We start from the raw sequence: 14,321 nt of genomic DNA, 5'->3' as shown, positions 1-14,321 counted from the left end.
CGCTGAAGCAAGTCTAACTGGCTGCTTGTGGGTGACTGCGGCATGCTTCGCCCCCATGAACAATGCCCTCAACGCCATCACTGAACTGCCCAACTTTCTGCATGGCCTGGGGCTTGGCCTGAGCTTGATCATGGCCATCGGGGCTCAAAACGCCTTTGTCTTGCGCCAAGGCCTGCGCCGCGAGCATGTCTTGATGATCGTGCTGTGCTGCGCGCTGGCCGATGCCCTCTTGATGGCGGCAGGCGTGTACGGACTGGCCGCCCTGATCGGGGACCGCGCCTGGCTGGCCCAAGGTCTGACAGCCGCTGGCGCGCTGTTCCTGGCGGCCTACGGCCTGCAGGCGCTGCGCCGCGCCGCCCAGTCCAGCACGCTGCAGCCAGGTCAAGACTCTCCCCTCCAAAGCCGAGGGCAAGTGCTGCTGCAACTGGCGGGCTTCACCCTACTCAACCCGCATGTCTACTTGGACACGGTCTTGCTGGTCGGCTCCATCGGCGCTCAGCATGCGGGGGCCGCCAAGCTGGCTTTTGTGGGCGGGGCCGCCAGCGGCAGCCTGCTCTGGTTCAGCAGTTTGGGCTTTGGCGCGCGTTGGCTGGCGCCGGTGTTCGCCAAACCGCGCGCCTGGCAGGTCTTGGATGTGTTGATCGGATTGACCATGCTGGGTTTGGCGGCGCTGCTGCTGCGTCAGTTGCTGGGCTGAACAAGGTTGGTGCCGAGGCTGACTCAAGAGCGGCGACACTGCCCCCATGTGGATAGGAATCTCTTTTGCGCTTGCCGCCGGCCTGATGTGGGGTCTGGTTTTTGTCGCGCCCGTGATGCTGGCCGACTACCCGCCGCTGATGCTGACCATCGGCCGCTATCTGGCTTTCGGTCTGATCGCACTGCCCTTGGGTTGGGCGGACAGCCGCCAGCTTCGACTGCTGAGTCGGTTCGACTGGCTGCAAGCACTGCGGCTCAGCCTGATTGGCAATTTCTTGTATTACCTGCTCTTGTCCAGCGCCATCCAGATGGCCGGCGCGCCGCTGCCCACCGTCATTATCGGCACGCTGCCGGTGGTGATTGCCATCTGCGCCAATCTGCGCAGCCACACCCCCCTGCCTTGGCCCAAGTTGCTGCCGTCCTTGGGGTTGATTGCCCTGGGCATCGGCTGCGTCAATCAAGATGAGCTGCGGCAACTCTTGCAAGCCAACAGCGGCAGTGATGCCGCCGCCCTACGTAGTTATGGACTTGGCGCTTTATTGGCCTTGGGCGCAGTCGCTTGTTGGACCTGGTATCCGATTCGCAATGCGGACTGGTTGCAAGCCCACCCCGAGGCCAGCCCGCGTGTCTGGGCCACCGCCCAGGGCTTGATGACCTTGCCGGTCGCCATGCTGGGCCTGGGTCTGCTGTACCTGAGCCAAACGCTGGGCTGGCCCTTGCTTGGCGCCGACTTTCAACTGCCGCTCGGGCCGCGGGCGCTCGATTACATCGGGCTGATGCTGGCCGTGGGCCTGTTTTCCTCCTGGCTGGGCACGCTGTGCTGGAACGAGGCCAGCCAACGGCTGCCGACTTCCTTGGTGGGGCAACTGATCGTCTTCGAGTCGCTGGCGGCGCTGGCCTATGCCTTCATGCTGCGTGGTCAATGGCCGTCGTTGCTGACGATTGCCGGCATTGCCCTGCTCTTGGCCGGAGTCATTTGGGCACTGCGCGATGGCGCGAGCCGCAGGCCGGCGAATTAGCTCGGCTCGCCAACGCTGACCCCCGAGCCATGAGCCCGGCAAGGGCCCGGGCTGACGTGCCGCACACAGCAGAACCAGCGCCCGCGCCGGGCACCGTGCAGCCACCGAATCTTGGAGATCTGAACTGCCAGTGTTTTACCGCCGAACCTACCAAGCGCAGAGCTCAAGCGCTGGCCGGCACGGCTTTCGGCTGACTGCCGCACCTTGAAAAACACCCTCTTGGCCCCCATGCTGGGAAGCTCAAGGAGTTTTTCATTCATGCTGATCACCTGCCCGCATTGCCTGACCAAGAATCGTGTCCCTGACGAGCGCGCCGCCCAAGACCCGGTCTGCGGCAAATGCGGCCAAGCTTTGCTCAGCGGCGAGGTGCTTGAACTGAATGACGGCAACTTCGACGCGGTGGTGAACGGCTCTGAGTTGCCGGTGCTGGTCGACTTCTGGGCGCCCTGGTGCGGCCCTTGCCGGCAGATGGCGCCGCAGTTTGCTCTCGCCGCCCAGCAATTGAAGGGTCAGGTTTTGCTGGTCAAGGTGAATAGCGATGAGAGCCCGAATCTGTCCAGCCGCTTCGCGATTCGCAGCATCCCGACCCTCATCCAGCTGCAAGCGGGGCGCGAAGTGCAGCGCATGTCAGGCGCGCTGCAGGCGGCGCAAATCATTGGCTGGCTGCGTTAAGGCCGCAGTCCCGCCATAGCGTCGTTCATCAACGCCGCCCAAGTTCCGCACGTATAGTGCTGTGGACTGGAGGCGTTATGACTGAGACCGAATTTCGCATTCCCCCGCGCCCATGGGTCGGCGTCTTGGTGTTCGTGGCCTACTGTGCGCTGGTGATGGGCGCATGGCTGCTGTTCGAGATTGACTACAAAACCGTCGCGCTCGAGGCCAACATCCCCAAGGGCATCATTCTTCCCTTGAGCTTGGGGGCGCTGGGGATGGCGGTCTTTGCGCATTACGCCGGCTGGTGGCGGGCGGCTTTCTATGAGGTGCAGCGCCTGCCCTATCTGGGCGTCTTGTGCCTGCCTTTGCTGCCGATGGCGGGCGTCATCATCAGCTCCATGGCTGCGACCCAATGGGCTGCACTGGGCGCGCGCCACTTGGCCTTGATGGCGGTGGCCATGCTCTTGGTGGGTTTTTGCGAGGAGTTGTTGACCCGCGGCCTCTTGGTTGTTGCCTTGCGCGGGCGCTTTCGCCGCGAGCTCTGGGTCTGGCTGGGCAGTTCGGTCTTGTTCGGCCTGATGCATGCCACCAATGCGTTTTTTGGCATTGGCGCGATTGCCCTGGTGCAAGTGCTGCTGGCTTTCTGCGTGGGCAGCGGTTTTTACTTGCTGCGCCGTTTGTCGGGAAGCTTGCTTTTGCCGATGTTGGTCCACGCGGCCTGGGACTTCTCGGTCTTTGCCTATGAAGCCGCACCCGCCCATGCGGCGCCGGAGCGGGTGCTCTTCATCGTGGCTTGCTATGTGATGTCGCTGCTGCTGGTGGGCTGGGTCTTCAGGCGGGAGGAGCGGCTCGGGCACCGGGGTGTTGCCTGAACCGCCCATCGCATTCCGCAACTAGGCCCAGCGCCCGACCGGCATATAGCTGAGGTTTTGATCGCCCTGCACATAGCGGCGCCAGCGCCAGAGCAGGATGCCCGCCGTGATTAGCACACTGGCTGCGGCCAAGGCCCCAACACTCACGCCCTGCCAAGCCAAGGCAAAGACCAGGGCGCTGCCCAACAGGCTGCCAATGATCAGCAAGGCCATGCCGGTAGCACTGGGCAGACCTTGCCGTGACCAGTCTCGCAGCAGCAGCCCACCCATGGGCAAGAGCGTCAGCAGGGCATAAAAGCCCAAACGCGAGTAGACGGGTTCACCGCCGAGCGAACTGATGGCCGCCACCAAAGCCAAGGCCAGGCCCCATTGCAGGTAGTACTGGAATAGCAAGCGCTGCGCCATCAGCCGGTTCAAGAGTGCCCCGGTCGGCATGCCGGGCAAGAGCATCAGCAGCGCCTGCTCGTGCCGGCTGCGGTAGAGCGTGGCCGAGAGCCCGAGCAGCGGGTTGAGCGCTGAACAAACGATGCCGATTTGCAGCCCATAGTTGCCATTGCGTCCAACTTCTGACCAGTCGGGCTGGTAGCGCAGTTGCACCCCAAGTGCAATCAAGGCCAAAGCCAGCAACAGCACCGAATACGCGCCGGCAATTGCAGACGAGTGCAGGCTCCCCATGCTGACCAGCTCGGCGCGGGCTAAGGCGCTGCGGGCCTCGGGTTTGGCGTGGCGCAACAGGTGCTCGCGCCACAAGGGTTGCGGCCAGGCAAACAGGCGCATCAGCTGCATGCCGAACGTTCCCAAATTTTTGGGACTTGAAGGGGTTTTTTGCGGATTGCTCAAGAACTGTTGCAACTGAACTTGCCGGGTGTAGTTGCTGCGGTGGCTGGGTCCGCCTTCTTGCAAAAGGCATGACAAGGCCCAGGGCAACACCAGCACAGCTATGCCAGCCAAGCTGGCGGGCTGCTGCAGATACCACTGCTTCATGCTGGACCAAAACTGCGCTGTGAGTGCGTTGAGGGGCTCCAGAAAACCAAGGCTGGGCAGGATAGAGAACGCAATCCACAGCCACCACCAACGCATGCTGAGGGCCACCGCCACCATGGTTGCCGAAGCCGCCAGGGCCCAGAGCAAGGGGCTGCCCGTGAAGGGGCTGTAGAGCGTCGTCACCAGCAGAGTCAGCGCCGCCATCAGCCCCACCGCGCAGCGCCGCAGCCGGGCCACATGGCCGGGCACCAAACGGGCTGCGTTCGGGTGGTTTTGGCTGCTTAAGCTGGAGAAGCAGATGCACCACAGAATCAGCAAGGCGGGCAAGGTGGCAATGCCCAGGGTCAGGCGTGCCGCTTCAAGGCCTGAGTTGATGCCCAGGCCCAATGCGATCAGCACGATGAGCAGCAGCAGGCCCAGCCAGATCCATAACTCGCCGGTGTGACGGCGTTGCCGGAAGGGGGCCAGCAGAATCGGGCTGTACGGCGCCCAAAGCCTTTGTTGAAGTGTGCTCATGCTCAGGTCAACTCCATGAACAGGTCTTCCAGATTCACCGACTGGCTGCTGATCTGCGCTGGCAGGGTGATCGCTTCAGCCTGCGGCGCTTGCCGCACCAGGCAGCGCTCATGGCCTGCATCCAGCGGGCTGCGAGATAAGCAGCTCAGGCCTTGCGCTTGGATCAGGCTTTGGATCGCCGCGCTGGGGCCGCTCAAGGCGCGCACCTCGTCGAGCAGCTCATCCAGCGGCGCTTGCAAGCCGATGCGGCCGCTCTTCAAGAAAGCCACATTGAATGCGACCCGCTCGAGGTCCGACAAGATGTGGGTGGAGAACACCACGGTGGTGCCGCGGTCCAGCACCTGCTCGATCAGCTCGCGCAAGAAGTCGCGCCGGCCGGCCGGGTCCAGGCTGGCCACCGGTTCGTCCAGCACCAGCAGGTCGGGTTCATGGGCTAGCGCTCGGATGATGGACAGGCGCTGCTGCTGGCCGCCGCTGAGCTTGGCGATGGGTTTGTCGCGGGCGATGTCCCAGCGCGACATCAGGCCCTCGACCTTGGCCTCGTTCCAGCGCGGGTAGAAACTCTTGAAGTAGCTCAGCAATTGCGCGGGGCTGAAGGACTCGAACAAATCACTCTGCTGCGGCACATAGCCAATGCGGGCGCGGGCCGCATCGTCCAGAGCAAGAACGCTCTGACCGAACAGCTGCGCCGAGCCGTACTGAGGTTCGCGCAGACCCAGCAGCGCCTCCAACAAACTGGTCTTGCCTGCGCCATTGCGGCCCAAGAGACCGACCACCTGGCCGGGCAGCATGCGCCAGTCCAGGTCCTTGAGCACCGATTGTGAGCCGTAGCTCAGACACAGCTGGCTCAACACCGCGCTGGCGCTGGGCAAGGTATCTGAAGCGCTGGCATCCAAGGAGGCAGAGCTGGGCATGGTGGCGGCGTTCATGGGGTGTCTCCCTGTTTGAGGATGTGTTCGAACAATTGCAAGGCCTGCGCGGCAGGCACTTCGAGTTGCTGCGCCTCAGCGGCGGCGCGTTCCAGGCTGGGGCGCAGCAAGGCGATGCGCTCGGCAGCTGGCTGTGCTTTCTTGTGCTGTGCAGCCACCCGCATGGCCAGGCCGCGGCGGCGCTCCAGCAAGCCTTCCGCCTCCAGCAGGCTGTAGGCCTTGGAGATGGTCATGGGGTGCACGGCCAGGGCTTGCGCCACTTCGCGCACCGAGGGGATTTCTTGCCCCGCTTTTAGATGGCCACTGGCCACCCGGCGCCGTACTTGCTCGACCAACTGCCGGTAGATCGGTTCGGTCGACCCGGTGTTGATGCTGAAGAATTGAAAGGCATCGGCGCTCACGGCGGCTCCTTATGTGTATCACTATAGTAGTACACATTGACAGAGGGGGTCAAGCCGCTCGTCAGCGAGTGCTGGTCAAGGGGGGGCGTGCACCTGATCCCTGCGCGGCGGGTTTCGGCAGCCGCGAAGGCGGGCTCTGTTCATGTGATGATTCGGCCCCATGTCGATCACCTTGCCGCAATCCTCTTCGCCCAACACTGCTGACCCTGGCTTGGCGACGCTCAGTCCTTGGGCTCTGCCTGCGATGCTGCTGGCTTGTGGGCTGGCTCCCTTGCTGGCCTACAACCTGACGCCGTCGGCCACCTTGTTCAATCAGTTGACCGCCCTGGTGGGTTGGGGTTTTGTTTTGTGCGGCATGGGCGATGGACTGGCGCCGCGCTTGCGTCTGAGTCCGGCGGCGCTGGCCTTGGGTTTGCTGATGCTGGCGCCCGCCTTGTCGGCGGTGTTCGCCGCTTTGCCGCTCGGCTTGGCCCTGGCCAGTAGCGGCATGTTGGGTGCGGCGCTGCTGCTGGTGCTGGCCGGGCAGGGCTTGCCCGAGAAGGCCCGTTCGTCTTGGCTGGAGATGTTGTGCTGGGGCTTGTTGCTGGCCGGTCTGTTGAGTTTGCTCGTCAGTGTGGTGCAGGTTTTTGCACCGGGGTGGGCCGATGGGCAGGTGATTGCCCGTTCGAGCATTCCGGGGCGTGCGGTGGGCAATCTGCGCCAACCGAATCATTTGGCCAGTCTGTTGATGTGGGCCTGTGTGGCGGCAGTGTTCTTGGCGGAGTCGGGCCGGTTCAAGGGGGCGGCGGGCTTGGGCGGGCGTTGGGTGCTTCCAGCGCTGCTCGCTGGCTTGGTTCTGGCCGTCGTCTTGAGCGCCTCGCGCACCGGGGTGATCGGCGTCTTGATCTTGGCGGCTTGGGGCGCGCTCGATCGCAAGCTGAGCCGTGACTCGAAACTGGCCTTGTTGATCACCCCGGTGTTCTTGGCGCTGAGTTGGTGGCTGCTGTCGCTCTGGGCGAGTAGCAGCGGGCAAGCACTTGGGGCCGAGTCGCGACTGGCGGAGGGCGCCGGCTCCCCCTCAAGGCTGGCCATTATTGCCAATGCCTGGGCGCTGTTGAAAGCCAATCCGCTGACCGGCATCGGCTGGGGTGAGTTCAATCTGGCCTGGAGCATGACGCCCTTCCCGGACCGGCCGATCGCCTTTTTTGATCACACCCACAACATCGTCATGCAACTGGCGGTGGAGTTAGGCCTGCCGCTGAGCGGGCTCGTTCTGGGCTTGTTGGCCTGGGGCTTGTACGTTGCCCTGCGCATGAGCATGCGGGCCGAAGGAGCCGACGCGGTGGCCCGGCGTTGCGCCTTCATGCTGGTGCTGATGATCGGTTTGCACAGCCTTTTGGAGTACCCGCTTTGGTATGGCTACTTCCTCTTGCCGACCGCGTTCGCCTTTGGACTCGCTTTGGGCGGAGAGGATGATGATGAAGGTATGCAAGCGCCGCACGCTCTTGCTTGGCCTTGGCAGCTTGGCGGCGTGCTGATGGTGGCCGCGGCGCTGTTCACGCTGAGTGATTACCTGCGCGTGGTGCAGATTTACGTGCCTTCGGCCCACGCTGCGTCCTTGGCGGATCGGATTGCCAAGGGGCAGTCGGGCCTCTTGTTTTCAAGCCAGGCCGACTATGCGGCCGCCACGTCTTTGCCGGCTGGGCCCGAGGCCTTGGCGGCCGCTCGGCGCACGGCGCACAATTTGATCGATGCGCGGCTGATGATGGCCTGGGCCAAATCCTTGCACGCCACCGGCGAGACCGATCAGGCGCGTTACATCGTGCAGCGGCTGCGCGAGTTCCGCAACGCATCGAGCACCGCCTGGTTGGCCGAATGCGAAGAGCCTGCGTCGCCGGGCGCCATGAGGCCTTTTCAATGTGAGCCGCCGCAGCGGGCTTACGCTTGGCGCGAGTTGCGCTGAGGGCGCATCAGCGACCTGGTTGGCGCGCCAGCCCTTGCTGAACGCGGCCTTCTTTGCTTCAGGGTGCCGACCAGTCTCCGCTTTTGCCGCCATGTTTTTCTTGCACGCGCACATCGCCAATGACCATGCCCCGGTCCACGGCCTTGACCATGTCGTAGATGGTCAGCAGGCCGATCTGCACCGAGGTCAAGGCCTCCATTTCGACGCCGGTGCGGCCCAGGGTTTCGACTTGGGCACGGCACAGCACGGCGTGCGCTGCTGGGTCGATCTCAAAGTCAACGCTGACGCGGGTCAAGGGCAGTGGATGACACAGGGGAATCAGATCTGCCGTTCGCTTGGCCGCTTGGATGGCGGCGATGCGGGCAATACCCAGGACGTCACCCTTCTTGGCATTGCCGTTTACGATCAGGGCCAAGGTGTCGGGCTGCATGGTGATGCGACCGGCGGCCACGGCGATGCGATGGGTTTCGCCCTTGGCCGACACGTCCACCATATGGGCTTGGCCGTGGGCATCAAAATGCGTCAGTTGGGAAGTCATGCAGGGATGGCCGCAGGGTCACGGCAACAATTGGGAAACGAGAGGCCCTCATCATAGAGAGGCTGCTCAGCGCTGGAGTTTGTATTGTTGAAACGATCTGTCGGTTTGATGCGTCGCCCCCATCGCGGGGCTATCAGCCTGCTGGCTGCGCTGGTCTTGAATCTTGGCTCCCCCGCTGCTTACGCCCAGGTGAATTTGCCGGCCTTGGGGGACGCGGTCTCGCAGGATATGGATGTGGCCACCGAGCGCCGCATCGGCGATCAGGTGATGCGGCAAATCCGCCCTGATCCCGATTTCCTGGATGACCCTTTGCTGCTCGAGTATGTGCAGACGACTTGGGCGCCCCTGGTGCAGGCGGCCCTGCAAATGGGCAATATCGGTGACGAAACTCAGGACCGCTTTGCCTGGGAGATCTTCTTGGTGCGCGACCGCAGCATCAACGCCTTTGCCCTGCCCGGCGGTTTTGTCGGCGTGCATTTGGGCTTGATCGCCATGACCGGCTCACGAGACGAGTTGGCCTCAGTGCTGGCCCATGAGTTGTCGCACATCACGCAGCGCCATATTGCGCGGCGCATCGCCGGCGATTCGCGCAACAGCATGTTGGCCTTGGCCGGTTTGCTCGCGGGGCTGATCGTCGCCTCGCGGTCCGGCAGCGCCGATGTGGCCAATGCGGCCATCGTGGGCAGTCAGGCGGCAGCGGCGCAGGCGTCTTTGAGTTTTTCGCGCGATATGGAGCGCGAGGCCGATCGCGTTGGCTTTGCGGTGCTCAGTCAGGCCGGTTTTGCTCCTTCTGGCATGTTCAGCATGTTCGAACGCATGGAGCAGGCGAATCATTTGATGGATACCGGCGCCTATCCTTACCTGCGCTCGCATCCCTTGACCACTGAGCGCATCGGCGACGCCCGCACCCGCATGGGCACGGATCCCTACACCCGGCCGGAAGGCGCAGCCGAGCATATGTTGATGGCCGCGCGTGCCCGGGTCCTGATGGATCCTCGCGCCGAGGCTTGGACGCATCTGCAGAACTATGACGCCGGTGCCCGCGAGTTGCGCTCTCGGTCGGGCGGCGCTAGCAAAGGCCTGGAGCAACTGGGCGCGCGTTATGCCAGCGCCCTGGCTTCGATCAAGATGCGCGATTTTGCACGCGCCGAGAATGCCTTGCGCAGCGCCGAGCTGACCTTGCAACTGATCGGTCGAGATGCAGCGTCCGAGCGCTTGTTGCACTACCTGCGGGCCGAATTGGCGCAGGCGCGCGCTCAGGCGGCCGACGGTTTTGCAGCCTTGCGACCTTTGGCGACGGAGAAGTCGCGTGCCTTGTTGATGCAGCAGGCTCAGTTGGCGCTGGTTGATTCGAGCCCCGCCTCGGCGCGTGAGGCGGCGGAAGCCTTGCAGACCTTTGTCAGCATCCATCCGATGGATGTCTCGGCCTGGACGCATCTGGGTCAGTTGTGGACACGCTTGGATCAACCCTTGCGTTCGCTGCGTGCGCAGGGCGAGGCTCGGGCCGCGATGGGCGACCTGAATGGTGCGATTGACCGTTTGCGCTCCGGTTTGCGTCAGTCCCGCGGCCGCGATGCCGATCAGATCGAGGCGGCGGTGATCGACTCTCGCTTGCGCACCCTGACCTACCAGCGTCGCCAGATGTTGGAAGACATGTATCCGCGCGGGGTGCCGCCCGGCGCGGAGTTGCCCAACTGACTGGGCTTCAGTCCAACGGAGGGAACAGGCGTTCCATGACAACGTCGATCAGCATGCCGCAAAGGCTGTAGATCAGGGAGCCGATCAAGGCGGCCCAGAAACCGGTCACAGCGAAGCCGCTCAGCAAATGGGCTGCGGCCCAAAACATCAGCGCATTGATCACGAACAGAAAGAGGCCCAGGCTCAGCACCGTGACCGGCAGCGTGAGCAAGACCAGGATGGGGCGCAACAAGGTGTTGAGCAAGCCCAATACCAGGGCCGCAATCAGGGCCGAGGTGAAGGACTTCACCTCCACTCCTGGGTAGAGATGCGCCACCAGCAGCAAGGCTGCGGCCAGCAGGAGCCAACGCACGAGAATCTTCATGCGCGCAAGCATACAGGCGCTGTGTGAACAATTGCCGCCACCAAGAATGCTGGCTTTTCCCTAGATTGGGGCAGGTCTTGCGCGAGATGGCACAATGCGCGATTCCGAAAGGGGAGTAGCTACGCGGTGCAAGCCGTGGCGGTGGCCCGTCAGTACGGTGTCTGTGAAGACACCCGGGTGCCGCAGCCGGCTCATGGTGTGCTTTGTTGTCAGAAGCGCAGATGTCAAGCCGTCCCGCAAGACCTTTCGACAAGTGGCCGCGGCTGTGTTCAGATGCTGCCGCGCCCTTTTTTGTCTGGTCTTTGTTTGAAGGAATTCAATGGATACGATCGCACCGCTTTGGCTGTGGTTTTTCTTCGCCGGCTCCGTGGTGGTCGCCCTGTTTGTCGACTTCGTGGTTTTGCGCAAGCAAGGCGCGCATGAGGTTTCCGTCAAGGAGGCCATCAACTGGTCTTTGGTCTGGGTGGCACTGAGTCTGGCTTTCAACGGCCTGTTCTGGTGGGCCATCAAGGACACCACCGGTGACGTGGCGATGGCCAACACCAAGGCCCTGGAGTTTTTGACGGGCTATCTGATTGAGAAGTCACTGGCCGTCGATAACATCTTCGTCTTCTTGATGATCTTCACTTACTTCTCGGTGCCGGCGGCGTACCAGAAGCGGGTGTTGATGTACGGCATCATCGGCGCCATCGTGCTGCGCACGGCGATGATTTTGGTCGGTGGCTGGCTGATCGCCGAGTTCCATTGGGTCTTGTATCTGTTCGGCGCCTTCTTGCTGATCACCGGTATCAAGATGTGGTGGGCGGCAGGTCAGGAACCGGATATGGAATCCAATCCTGCGCTGAAGCTGTTGCGCCGCGTCATGCCGGTCAGCAAGAACTTTGACGGCGAGCGTTTCTTCACGGTCGAGAATGGCAAGCGTGTTGCAACTCCGCTGCTGCTGGTGATTGCACTGGTCGGCATGACCGATGTGATCTTTGCGGTGGACTCGATCCCGGCGATCTTCGCGATCACCAGTGACCCGTTCATTGTGTTGACCTCCAATATCTTCGCCATCCTGGGTCTGCGTGCGATGTACTTCCTGCTGGCGGCAATGGCCTCCAAGTTCCACTTGCTCAGCTATGGTCTGGCCGTGGTGCTGGCCTTCATCGGCACGAAGATGATGTTGATCGACATCATCAAGATCCCGGTCCTGATCTCCTTGGGTGTGGTGGTTGCCGTCTTGGCTGTGACCATGGTGCTGAGCCTGCGTACCGCCCCGAAGATTGCCAGCGACGCAAGTCACCGCAATTGATTCAGTGACGGACTGTCGAAGCTGATGGAGTCGGGGTTTCGGCCCCGTCGAAGCGCTGTTCTGACCCCACTCACCTTCATCGGTGAGTGGGGTTTTTTCTTTGTGTGCTCGCACGGGAGAGAAAAAAATGGAGGCGGCTGATCTCCGCGCCGGTCATGCGTTTGTATGTGGTCAAACATTGCAAATAACAATCGTTCGCATTAGTGTTACGATCGGAAAACAAGGGAGCGTGGGCTTTTCCACATGCGCGATCGCATCGTTGATCGCGTCTGCAGGTGCCGGCTCTGCTGTTCGTTTGTTCTTGCTGACCGAGCTATTGCTGTGACCTCCACTACCGCTGCAGTTTCATCCTCGATGCCATCACCATGGCGCTTGCCCGCCCGATCGACGATGCCATCGCCATCGCCATCGCCATCGCCATCGCCTGCCGCGCCGGCTGCGAGCGAGACGGTTTTTGTGCCCTTGCGATCGGTCGAGCCCTTGCGCTCGCCTTCGCGTCCAGGCCTGATCGCTGGGGTTGCGGGTTTGCATCTCGCCTTGGCGGCTGCGGTGATGTTTTGGGGCCCTCTGCACCATGCGCCAGTGAAAGCAAAGCCGATTCAAGTCCGCTTGATTACTTCGCCTCCAGCACCCGTGGTGCCGAACAAGCCCCAAGTACCGCAGGCGCAGCCCACATCGGCGCTTTACGCGCCCAAGCTTCCGCCGGTGATGGTGGTGGAGGCGGTGGTGATCCCTTCCGAAGCCGTGGCCGTCACCGCGACGCAGACCTCTGCCGAGCCCTCGCGCGCCGCACCAGTGCTCCATGCTGCGGCGCCGGTCGCCGTGGCTCTTGCTGAACCCGCGTCGCAGTCCGCACCCAAGCAATTGGCGCCCAGTGCGGTGCGTTACCTGCGCGAGCCGGCCTTGACGGTGCCTTTGCAGTCGCGGCGCTTGGGGGAGTCAGGGGTGGTTCATTTGCGCATCGTTGTGGATGTTCATGGCCAACTGAAAGAAGTCAGCCTGAAAAAGTCTGCCGGCTTTGCTCGCTTGGATCAGCAGGCCTTGCATGACATCCGCACGGCACGCTTCGCCCCCTATTTGGAAAATGGTCGGGCGATTGAATGGGAAACCACTGCGCTGCTGTCTTACGAATCTGAAAAGTAAGGAGCCAGCTGAGGCTGCAGGCTTTGCGCCGGCAGCAGTTCATAACTCTTAATTCAATCGGATTCTTGCTCGGAGAGCGCTTGCCTCAGCTGCCCGCTTATCGCCACTGACCCTGTGCTGGGTGCAATCAAAGCGCATAGAAGTGATGCAAGTGCGCGACACCAAGGGTAAACAGCGGGTATTTCCCGCTGCGATAGCGCCTTCTTTGCCGATCTATGGCTTCTCAATGCCATAGGTGAGCAGTACCATTCACGCTGCTGGGTGCTAGAGAGAATTGAAGGCTTATGCGGCCTTCGCCCGGGCCCGGCACATCAACAACTTTTGATGGAGTGAATTGAAATGGCAACTGCAAAGAAGGCCGCACCCGCGAAGAAAGCGGCTCCGGCCAAGAAGGCTGCTCCGGCAAAGAAAGTAGCTGCGGCTCCGGCCAAAAAGGCTGCCGTGCCGGCCAAGAAGGCGGCTCCAGCGAAGAAGGCACCCGCCGCCAAGAAGGCAGCAGCACCGGCCAAGAAGCGCACGCCTAACGCGGCCTTCATGAAGGCGCTGACGCCGAGCGCTGCCTTGGCCGCCATCGTGGGCGCAGCGCCGCTGCCGCGCACCGATGTCACCAAGAAGGTGTGGGAGTACATCAAGAAGCACAAGCTTCAAGACGAAGTCCAAAAGCGCATCATCGTTGCCGACGCCGCTCTGAAGGAGATCTTCGGCAAGGCCAAGGCCGATATGTTCGAGATGACCAAGCTGATCAACAGCCATCTGAAGTAAAGGCTCGGCTGGCTTGGGCAACTGGTTTGCCCGCCCTCGAATCCAAAGGCTCGGTGAATCCGAGCCTTTTTTTGTCCGCACTTTTGCCGAACCTTTTACGGCGCAGCGGTGCTCAGACGGCGTCGGTCGCGATGCTTGATTTCAACCTAGCGGCCAGTTGCGTCACATCAATGGGCTTGAGCCAATAGTCCTTGAAACCCGCTTGCAGAGCGGTCTCCACTTGCTCGGCCCAATCGTCAGCCGACAAGGCGATGCATGGAAATGCGGCCGCGTCAGTACGGGCCAACACTTTCTGCAGCAGATCCAGGCCACTCATATCGGGCAGATTCATGTCGATCAGCATCAGGTCTGGCGGACCTTCGCTCAGCAAGTTCAGTGCTTGAGCCCCATCTTCGGCGCACTCCAGACGCCAGCCTGGCAGTTGCCGGAAAACTTCCTCCATCAAGACGATGTTGATTCTGTCGTCTTCGACGTAAAGAACATAAGGAGCAAGTGCCGGAAGCATGGGG

15 protein-coding genes are annotated in these 14,321 nt (G+C 62.2%); 9 read left to right on the top strand and 6 right to left on the bottom strand.

What is annotated here, in order from left to right; translation table 11 throughout:
- The first annotated feature begins 55 nt into the window (after positions 1-55).
- The 4 genes from ACOVRJ_RS16075 to ACOVRJ_RS16060 all read left to right on the top strand — a co-directional run bounded on the left by ACOVRJ_RS16075 (position 56) and on the right by ACOVRJ_RS16060 (position 3,241).
- On the top strand, positions 56-697 hold the full coding sequence (locus tag ACOVRJ_RS16075) for a LysE/ArgO family amino acid transporter (RefSeq protein WP_422044844.1): 642 nt from the start codon (positions 56-58) through the stop codon (positions 695-697).
- Between the two features lie 46 nt (positions 698-743).
- Entirely contained in the window at positions 744-1,715 is a 972-nt protein-coding gene (locus ACOVRJ_RS16070; RefSeq protein ID WP_422044843.1) for a DMT family transporter, read from the top strand.
- Between the two features lie 258 nt (positions 1,716-1,973).
- On the top strand, positions 1,974-2,387 hold the full coding sequence (gene trxC, locus ACOVRJ_RS16065; RefSeq protein WP_422044842.1) for a thioredoxin TrxC: 414 nt from the start codon (positions 1,974-1,976) through the stop codon (positions 2,385-2,387).
- Between the two features lie 77 nt (positions 2,388-2,464).
- On the top strand, positions 2,465-3,241 hold the full coding sequence (locus tag ACOVRJ_RS16060) for a type II CAAX prenyl endopeptidase Rce1 family protein (RefSeq protein ID WP_422044841.1): 777 nt from the start codon (positions 2,465-2,467) through the stop codon (positions 3,239-3,241).
- 21 nt (positions 3,242-3,262) lie between these two features.
- Here ACOVRJ_RS16060 and ACOVRJ_RS16055 read toward each other — a convergent pair whose 3' ends face one another.
- The 3 genes from ACOVRJ_RS16055 to ACOVRJ_RS16045 are packed head-to-tail and all read right to left on the bottom strand — an operon-like array spanning position 3,263 to position 6,071.
- Positions 3,263-4,741 (bottom strand): hypothetical protein, encoded by a 1,479-nt coding sequence (locus ACOVRJ_RS16055; protein WP_422044840.1) that lies wholly within the window; start codon positions 4,739-4,741, stop codon positions 3,263-3,265.
- 2 nt (positions 4,742-4,743) lie between these two features.
- Positions 4,744-5,670 carry an ABC transporter ATP-binding protein gene (locus ACOVRJ_RS16050; protein ID WP_422044839.1) on the bottom strand — a complete coding sequence of 309 codons (927 nt, stop codon included), beginning with the start codon at positions 5,668-5,670 and terminating at the stop codon, positions 4,744-4,746.
- A complete protein-coding gene (locus tag ACOVRJ_RS16045; RefSeq protein WP_422044838.1) occupies positions 5,667-6,071 on the bottom strand; it encodes a GntR family transcriptional regulator in 405 nt (134 codons plus the stop codon). The genes ACOVRJ_RS16050 and ACOVRJ_RS16045 overlap by 4 nt, the downstream gene beginning before the upstream one ends.
- Positions 6,072-6,231: 160 nt before the next feature.
- Here ACOVRJ_RS16045 and ACOVRJ_RS16040 point away from each other — a divergent pair, with 160 nt between their 5' ends.
- A complete protein-coding gene (locus ACOVRJ_RS16040) occupies positions 6,232-8,013 on the top strand; it encodes a Wzy polymerase domain-containing protein (protein WP_422044837.1) in 1,782 nt (593 codons plus the stop codon).
- Between the two features lie 58 nt (positions 8,014-8,071).
- Here the strand turns inward: ACOVRJ_RS16040 and moaC are convergent, their stop codons facing one another.
- Positions 8,072-8,551 carry a cyclic pyranopterin monophosphate synthase MoaC gene (gene moaC / locus ACOVRJ_RS16035; protein ID WP_422044836.1) on the bottom strand — a complete coding sequence of 160 codons (480 nt, stop codon included), beginning with the start codon at positions 8,549-8,551 and terminating at the stop codon, positions 8,072-8,074.
- Between the two features lie 87 nt (positions 8,552-8,638).
- Here moaC and ACOVRJ_RS16030 point away from each other — a divergent pair, with 87 nt between their 5' ends.
- Positions 8,639-10,249 carry a M48 family metalloprotease gene (locus ACOVRJ_RS16030; protein ID WP_422044835.1) on the top strand — a complete coding sequence of 537 codons (1,611 nt, stop codon included), beginning with the start codon at positions 8,639-8,641 and terminating at the stop codon, positions 10,247-10,249.
- Between the two features lie 7 nt (positions 10,250-10,256).
- Here ACOVRJ_RS16030 and ACOVRJ_RS16025 read toward each other — a convergent pair whose 3' ends face one another.
- The gene (locus ACOVRJ_RS16025; RefSeq protein ID WP_422044834.1) at positions 10,257-10,613 is read right to left on the bottom strand and encodes a phage holin family protein; all 357 of its coding nucleotides are present in this window, start codon (positions 10,611-10,613) and stop codon (positions 10,257-10,259) included.
- 319 nt (positions 10,614-10,932) lie between these two features.
- Here ACOVRJ_RS16025 and ACOVRJ_RS16020 point away from each other — a divergent pair, with 319 nt between their 5' ends.
- The 3 genes from ACOVRJ_RS16020 to ACOVRJ_RS16010 all read left to right on the top strand — a co-directional run bounded on the left by ACOVRJ_RS16020 (position 10,933) and on the right by ACOVRJ_RS16010 (position 13,812).
- The gene (locus ACOVRJ_RS16020) at positions 10,933-11,907 is read left to right on the top strand and encodes a TerC family protein (protein WP_422044833.1); all 975 of its coding nucleotides are present in this window, start codon (positions 10,933-10,935) and stop codon (positions 11,905-11,907) included.
- Positions 11,908-12,516: 609 nt separating this feature from the next.
- Positions 12,517-13,050, top strand: coding sequence for an energy transducer TonB (locus tag ACOVRJ_RS16015; protein ID WP_422044832.1), 534 nt, complete (start codon positions 12,517-12,519; stop codon positions 13,048-13,050).
- A 339-nt stretch (positions 13,051-13,389) separates the two neighbouring features.
- A complete protein-coding gene (locus ACOVRJ_RS16010; protein WP_422044831.1) occupies positions 13,390-13,812 on the top strand; it encodes an SWIB/MDM2 domain-containing protein in 423 nt (140 codons plus the stop codon).
- A 112-nt stretch (positions 13,813-13,924) separates the two neighbouring features.
- Here ACOVRJ_RS16010 and ACOVRJ_RS16005 read toward each other — a convergent pair whose 3' ends face one another.
- Positions 13,925-14,317 (bottom strand): response regulator, encoded by a 393-nt coding sequence (locus tag ACOVRJ_RS16005; RefSeq protein ID WP_422044830.1) that lies wholly within the window; start codon positions 14,315-14,317, stop codon positions 13,925-13,927.
- Positions 14,318-14,321: the final 4 nt, after the last annotated feature.

It is taken from the genome of Roseateles sp., from assembly GCF_049240545.1.
GTDB lineage: Bacteria > Pseudomonadota > Gammaproteobacteria > Burkholderiales > Burkholderiaceae_C > Paucibacter_A.
The sequence above is the reverse complement of the archived record's forward strand: the minus strand, read 5'-3'. Positions and strand labels throughout refer to the sequence as shown.

What these genes read in the sequence shown, in the direction of transcription:
- ACOVRJ_RS16010 (WP_422044831.1), top strand. Translation starts at nt 13,390, where the DNA reads ATGGCAACTGCAAAGAAGGCCGCACCCGCGAAGAAAGCGGCTCCGGCC.
- ACOVRJ_RS16075 (WP_422044844.1), top strand. Translation starts at nt 56, where the DNA reads ATGAACAATGCCCTCAACGCCATCACTGAACTGCCCAACTTTCTGCAT.
- ACOVRJ_RS16060 (WP_422044841.1), top strand. Translation starts at nt 2,465, where the DNA reads ATGACTGAGACCGAATTTCGCATTCCCCCGCGCCCATGGGTCGGCGTC.
- trxC (WP_422044842.1), top strand. Translation starts at nt 1,974, where the DNA reads ATGCTGATCACCTGCCCGCATTGCCTGACCAAGAATCGTGTCCCTGAC.
- ACOVRJ_RS16020 (WP_422044833.1), top strand. Translation starts at nt 10,933, where the DNA reads ATGGATACGATCGCACCGCTTTGGCTGTGGTTTTTCTTCGCCGGCTCC.
- ACOVRJ_RS16070 (WP_422044843.1), top strand. Translation starts at nt 744, where the DNA reads ATGTGGATAGGAATCTCTTTTGCGCTTGCCGCCGGCCTGATGTGGGGT.
- ACOVRJ_RS16050 (WP_422044839.1), bottom strand. Translation starts at nt 5,670, where the DNA reads ATGAACGCCGCCACCATGCCCAGCTCTGCCTCCTTGGATGCCAGCGCT.
- ACOVRJ_RS16055 (WP_422044840.1), bottom strand. Translation starts at nt 4,741, where the DNA reads ATGAGCACACTTCAACAAAGGCTTTGGGCGCCGTACAGCCCGATTCTG.
- ACOVRJ_RS16025 (WP_422044834.1), bottom strand. Translation starts at nt 10,613, where the DNA reads ATGAAGATTCTCGTGCGTTGGCTCCTGCTGGCCGCAGCCTTGCTGCTG.
- ACOVRJ_RS16005 (WP_422044830.1), bottom strand. Translation starts at nt 14,317, where the DNA reads ATGCTTCCGGCACTTGCTCCTTATGTTCTTTACGTCGAAGACGACAGA.
- moaC (WP_422044836.1), bottom strand. Translation starts at nt 8,551, where the DNA reads ATGACTTCCCAACTGACGCATTTTGATGCCCACGGCCAAGCCCATATG.
- ACOVRJ_RS16040 (WP_422044837.1), top strand. Translation starts at nt 6,232, where the DNA reads ATGTCGATCACCTTGCCGCAATCCTCTTCGCCCAACACTGCTGACCCT.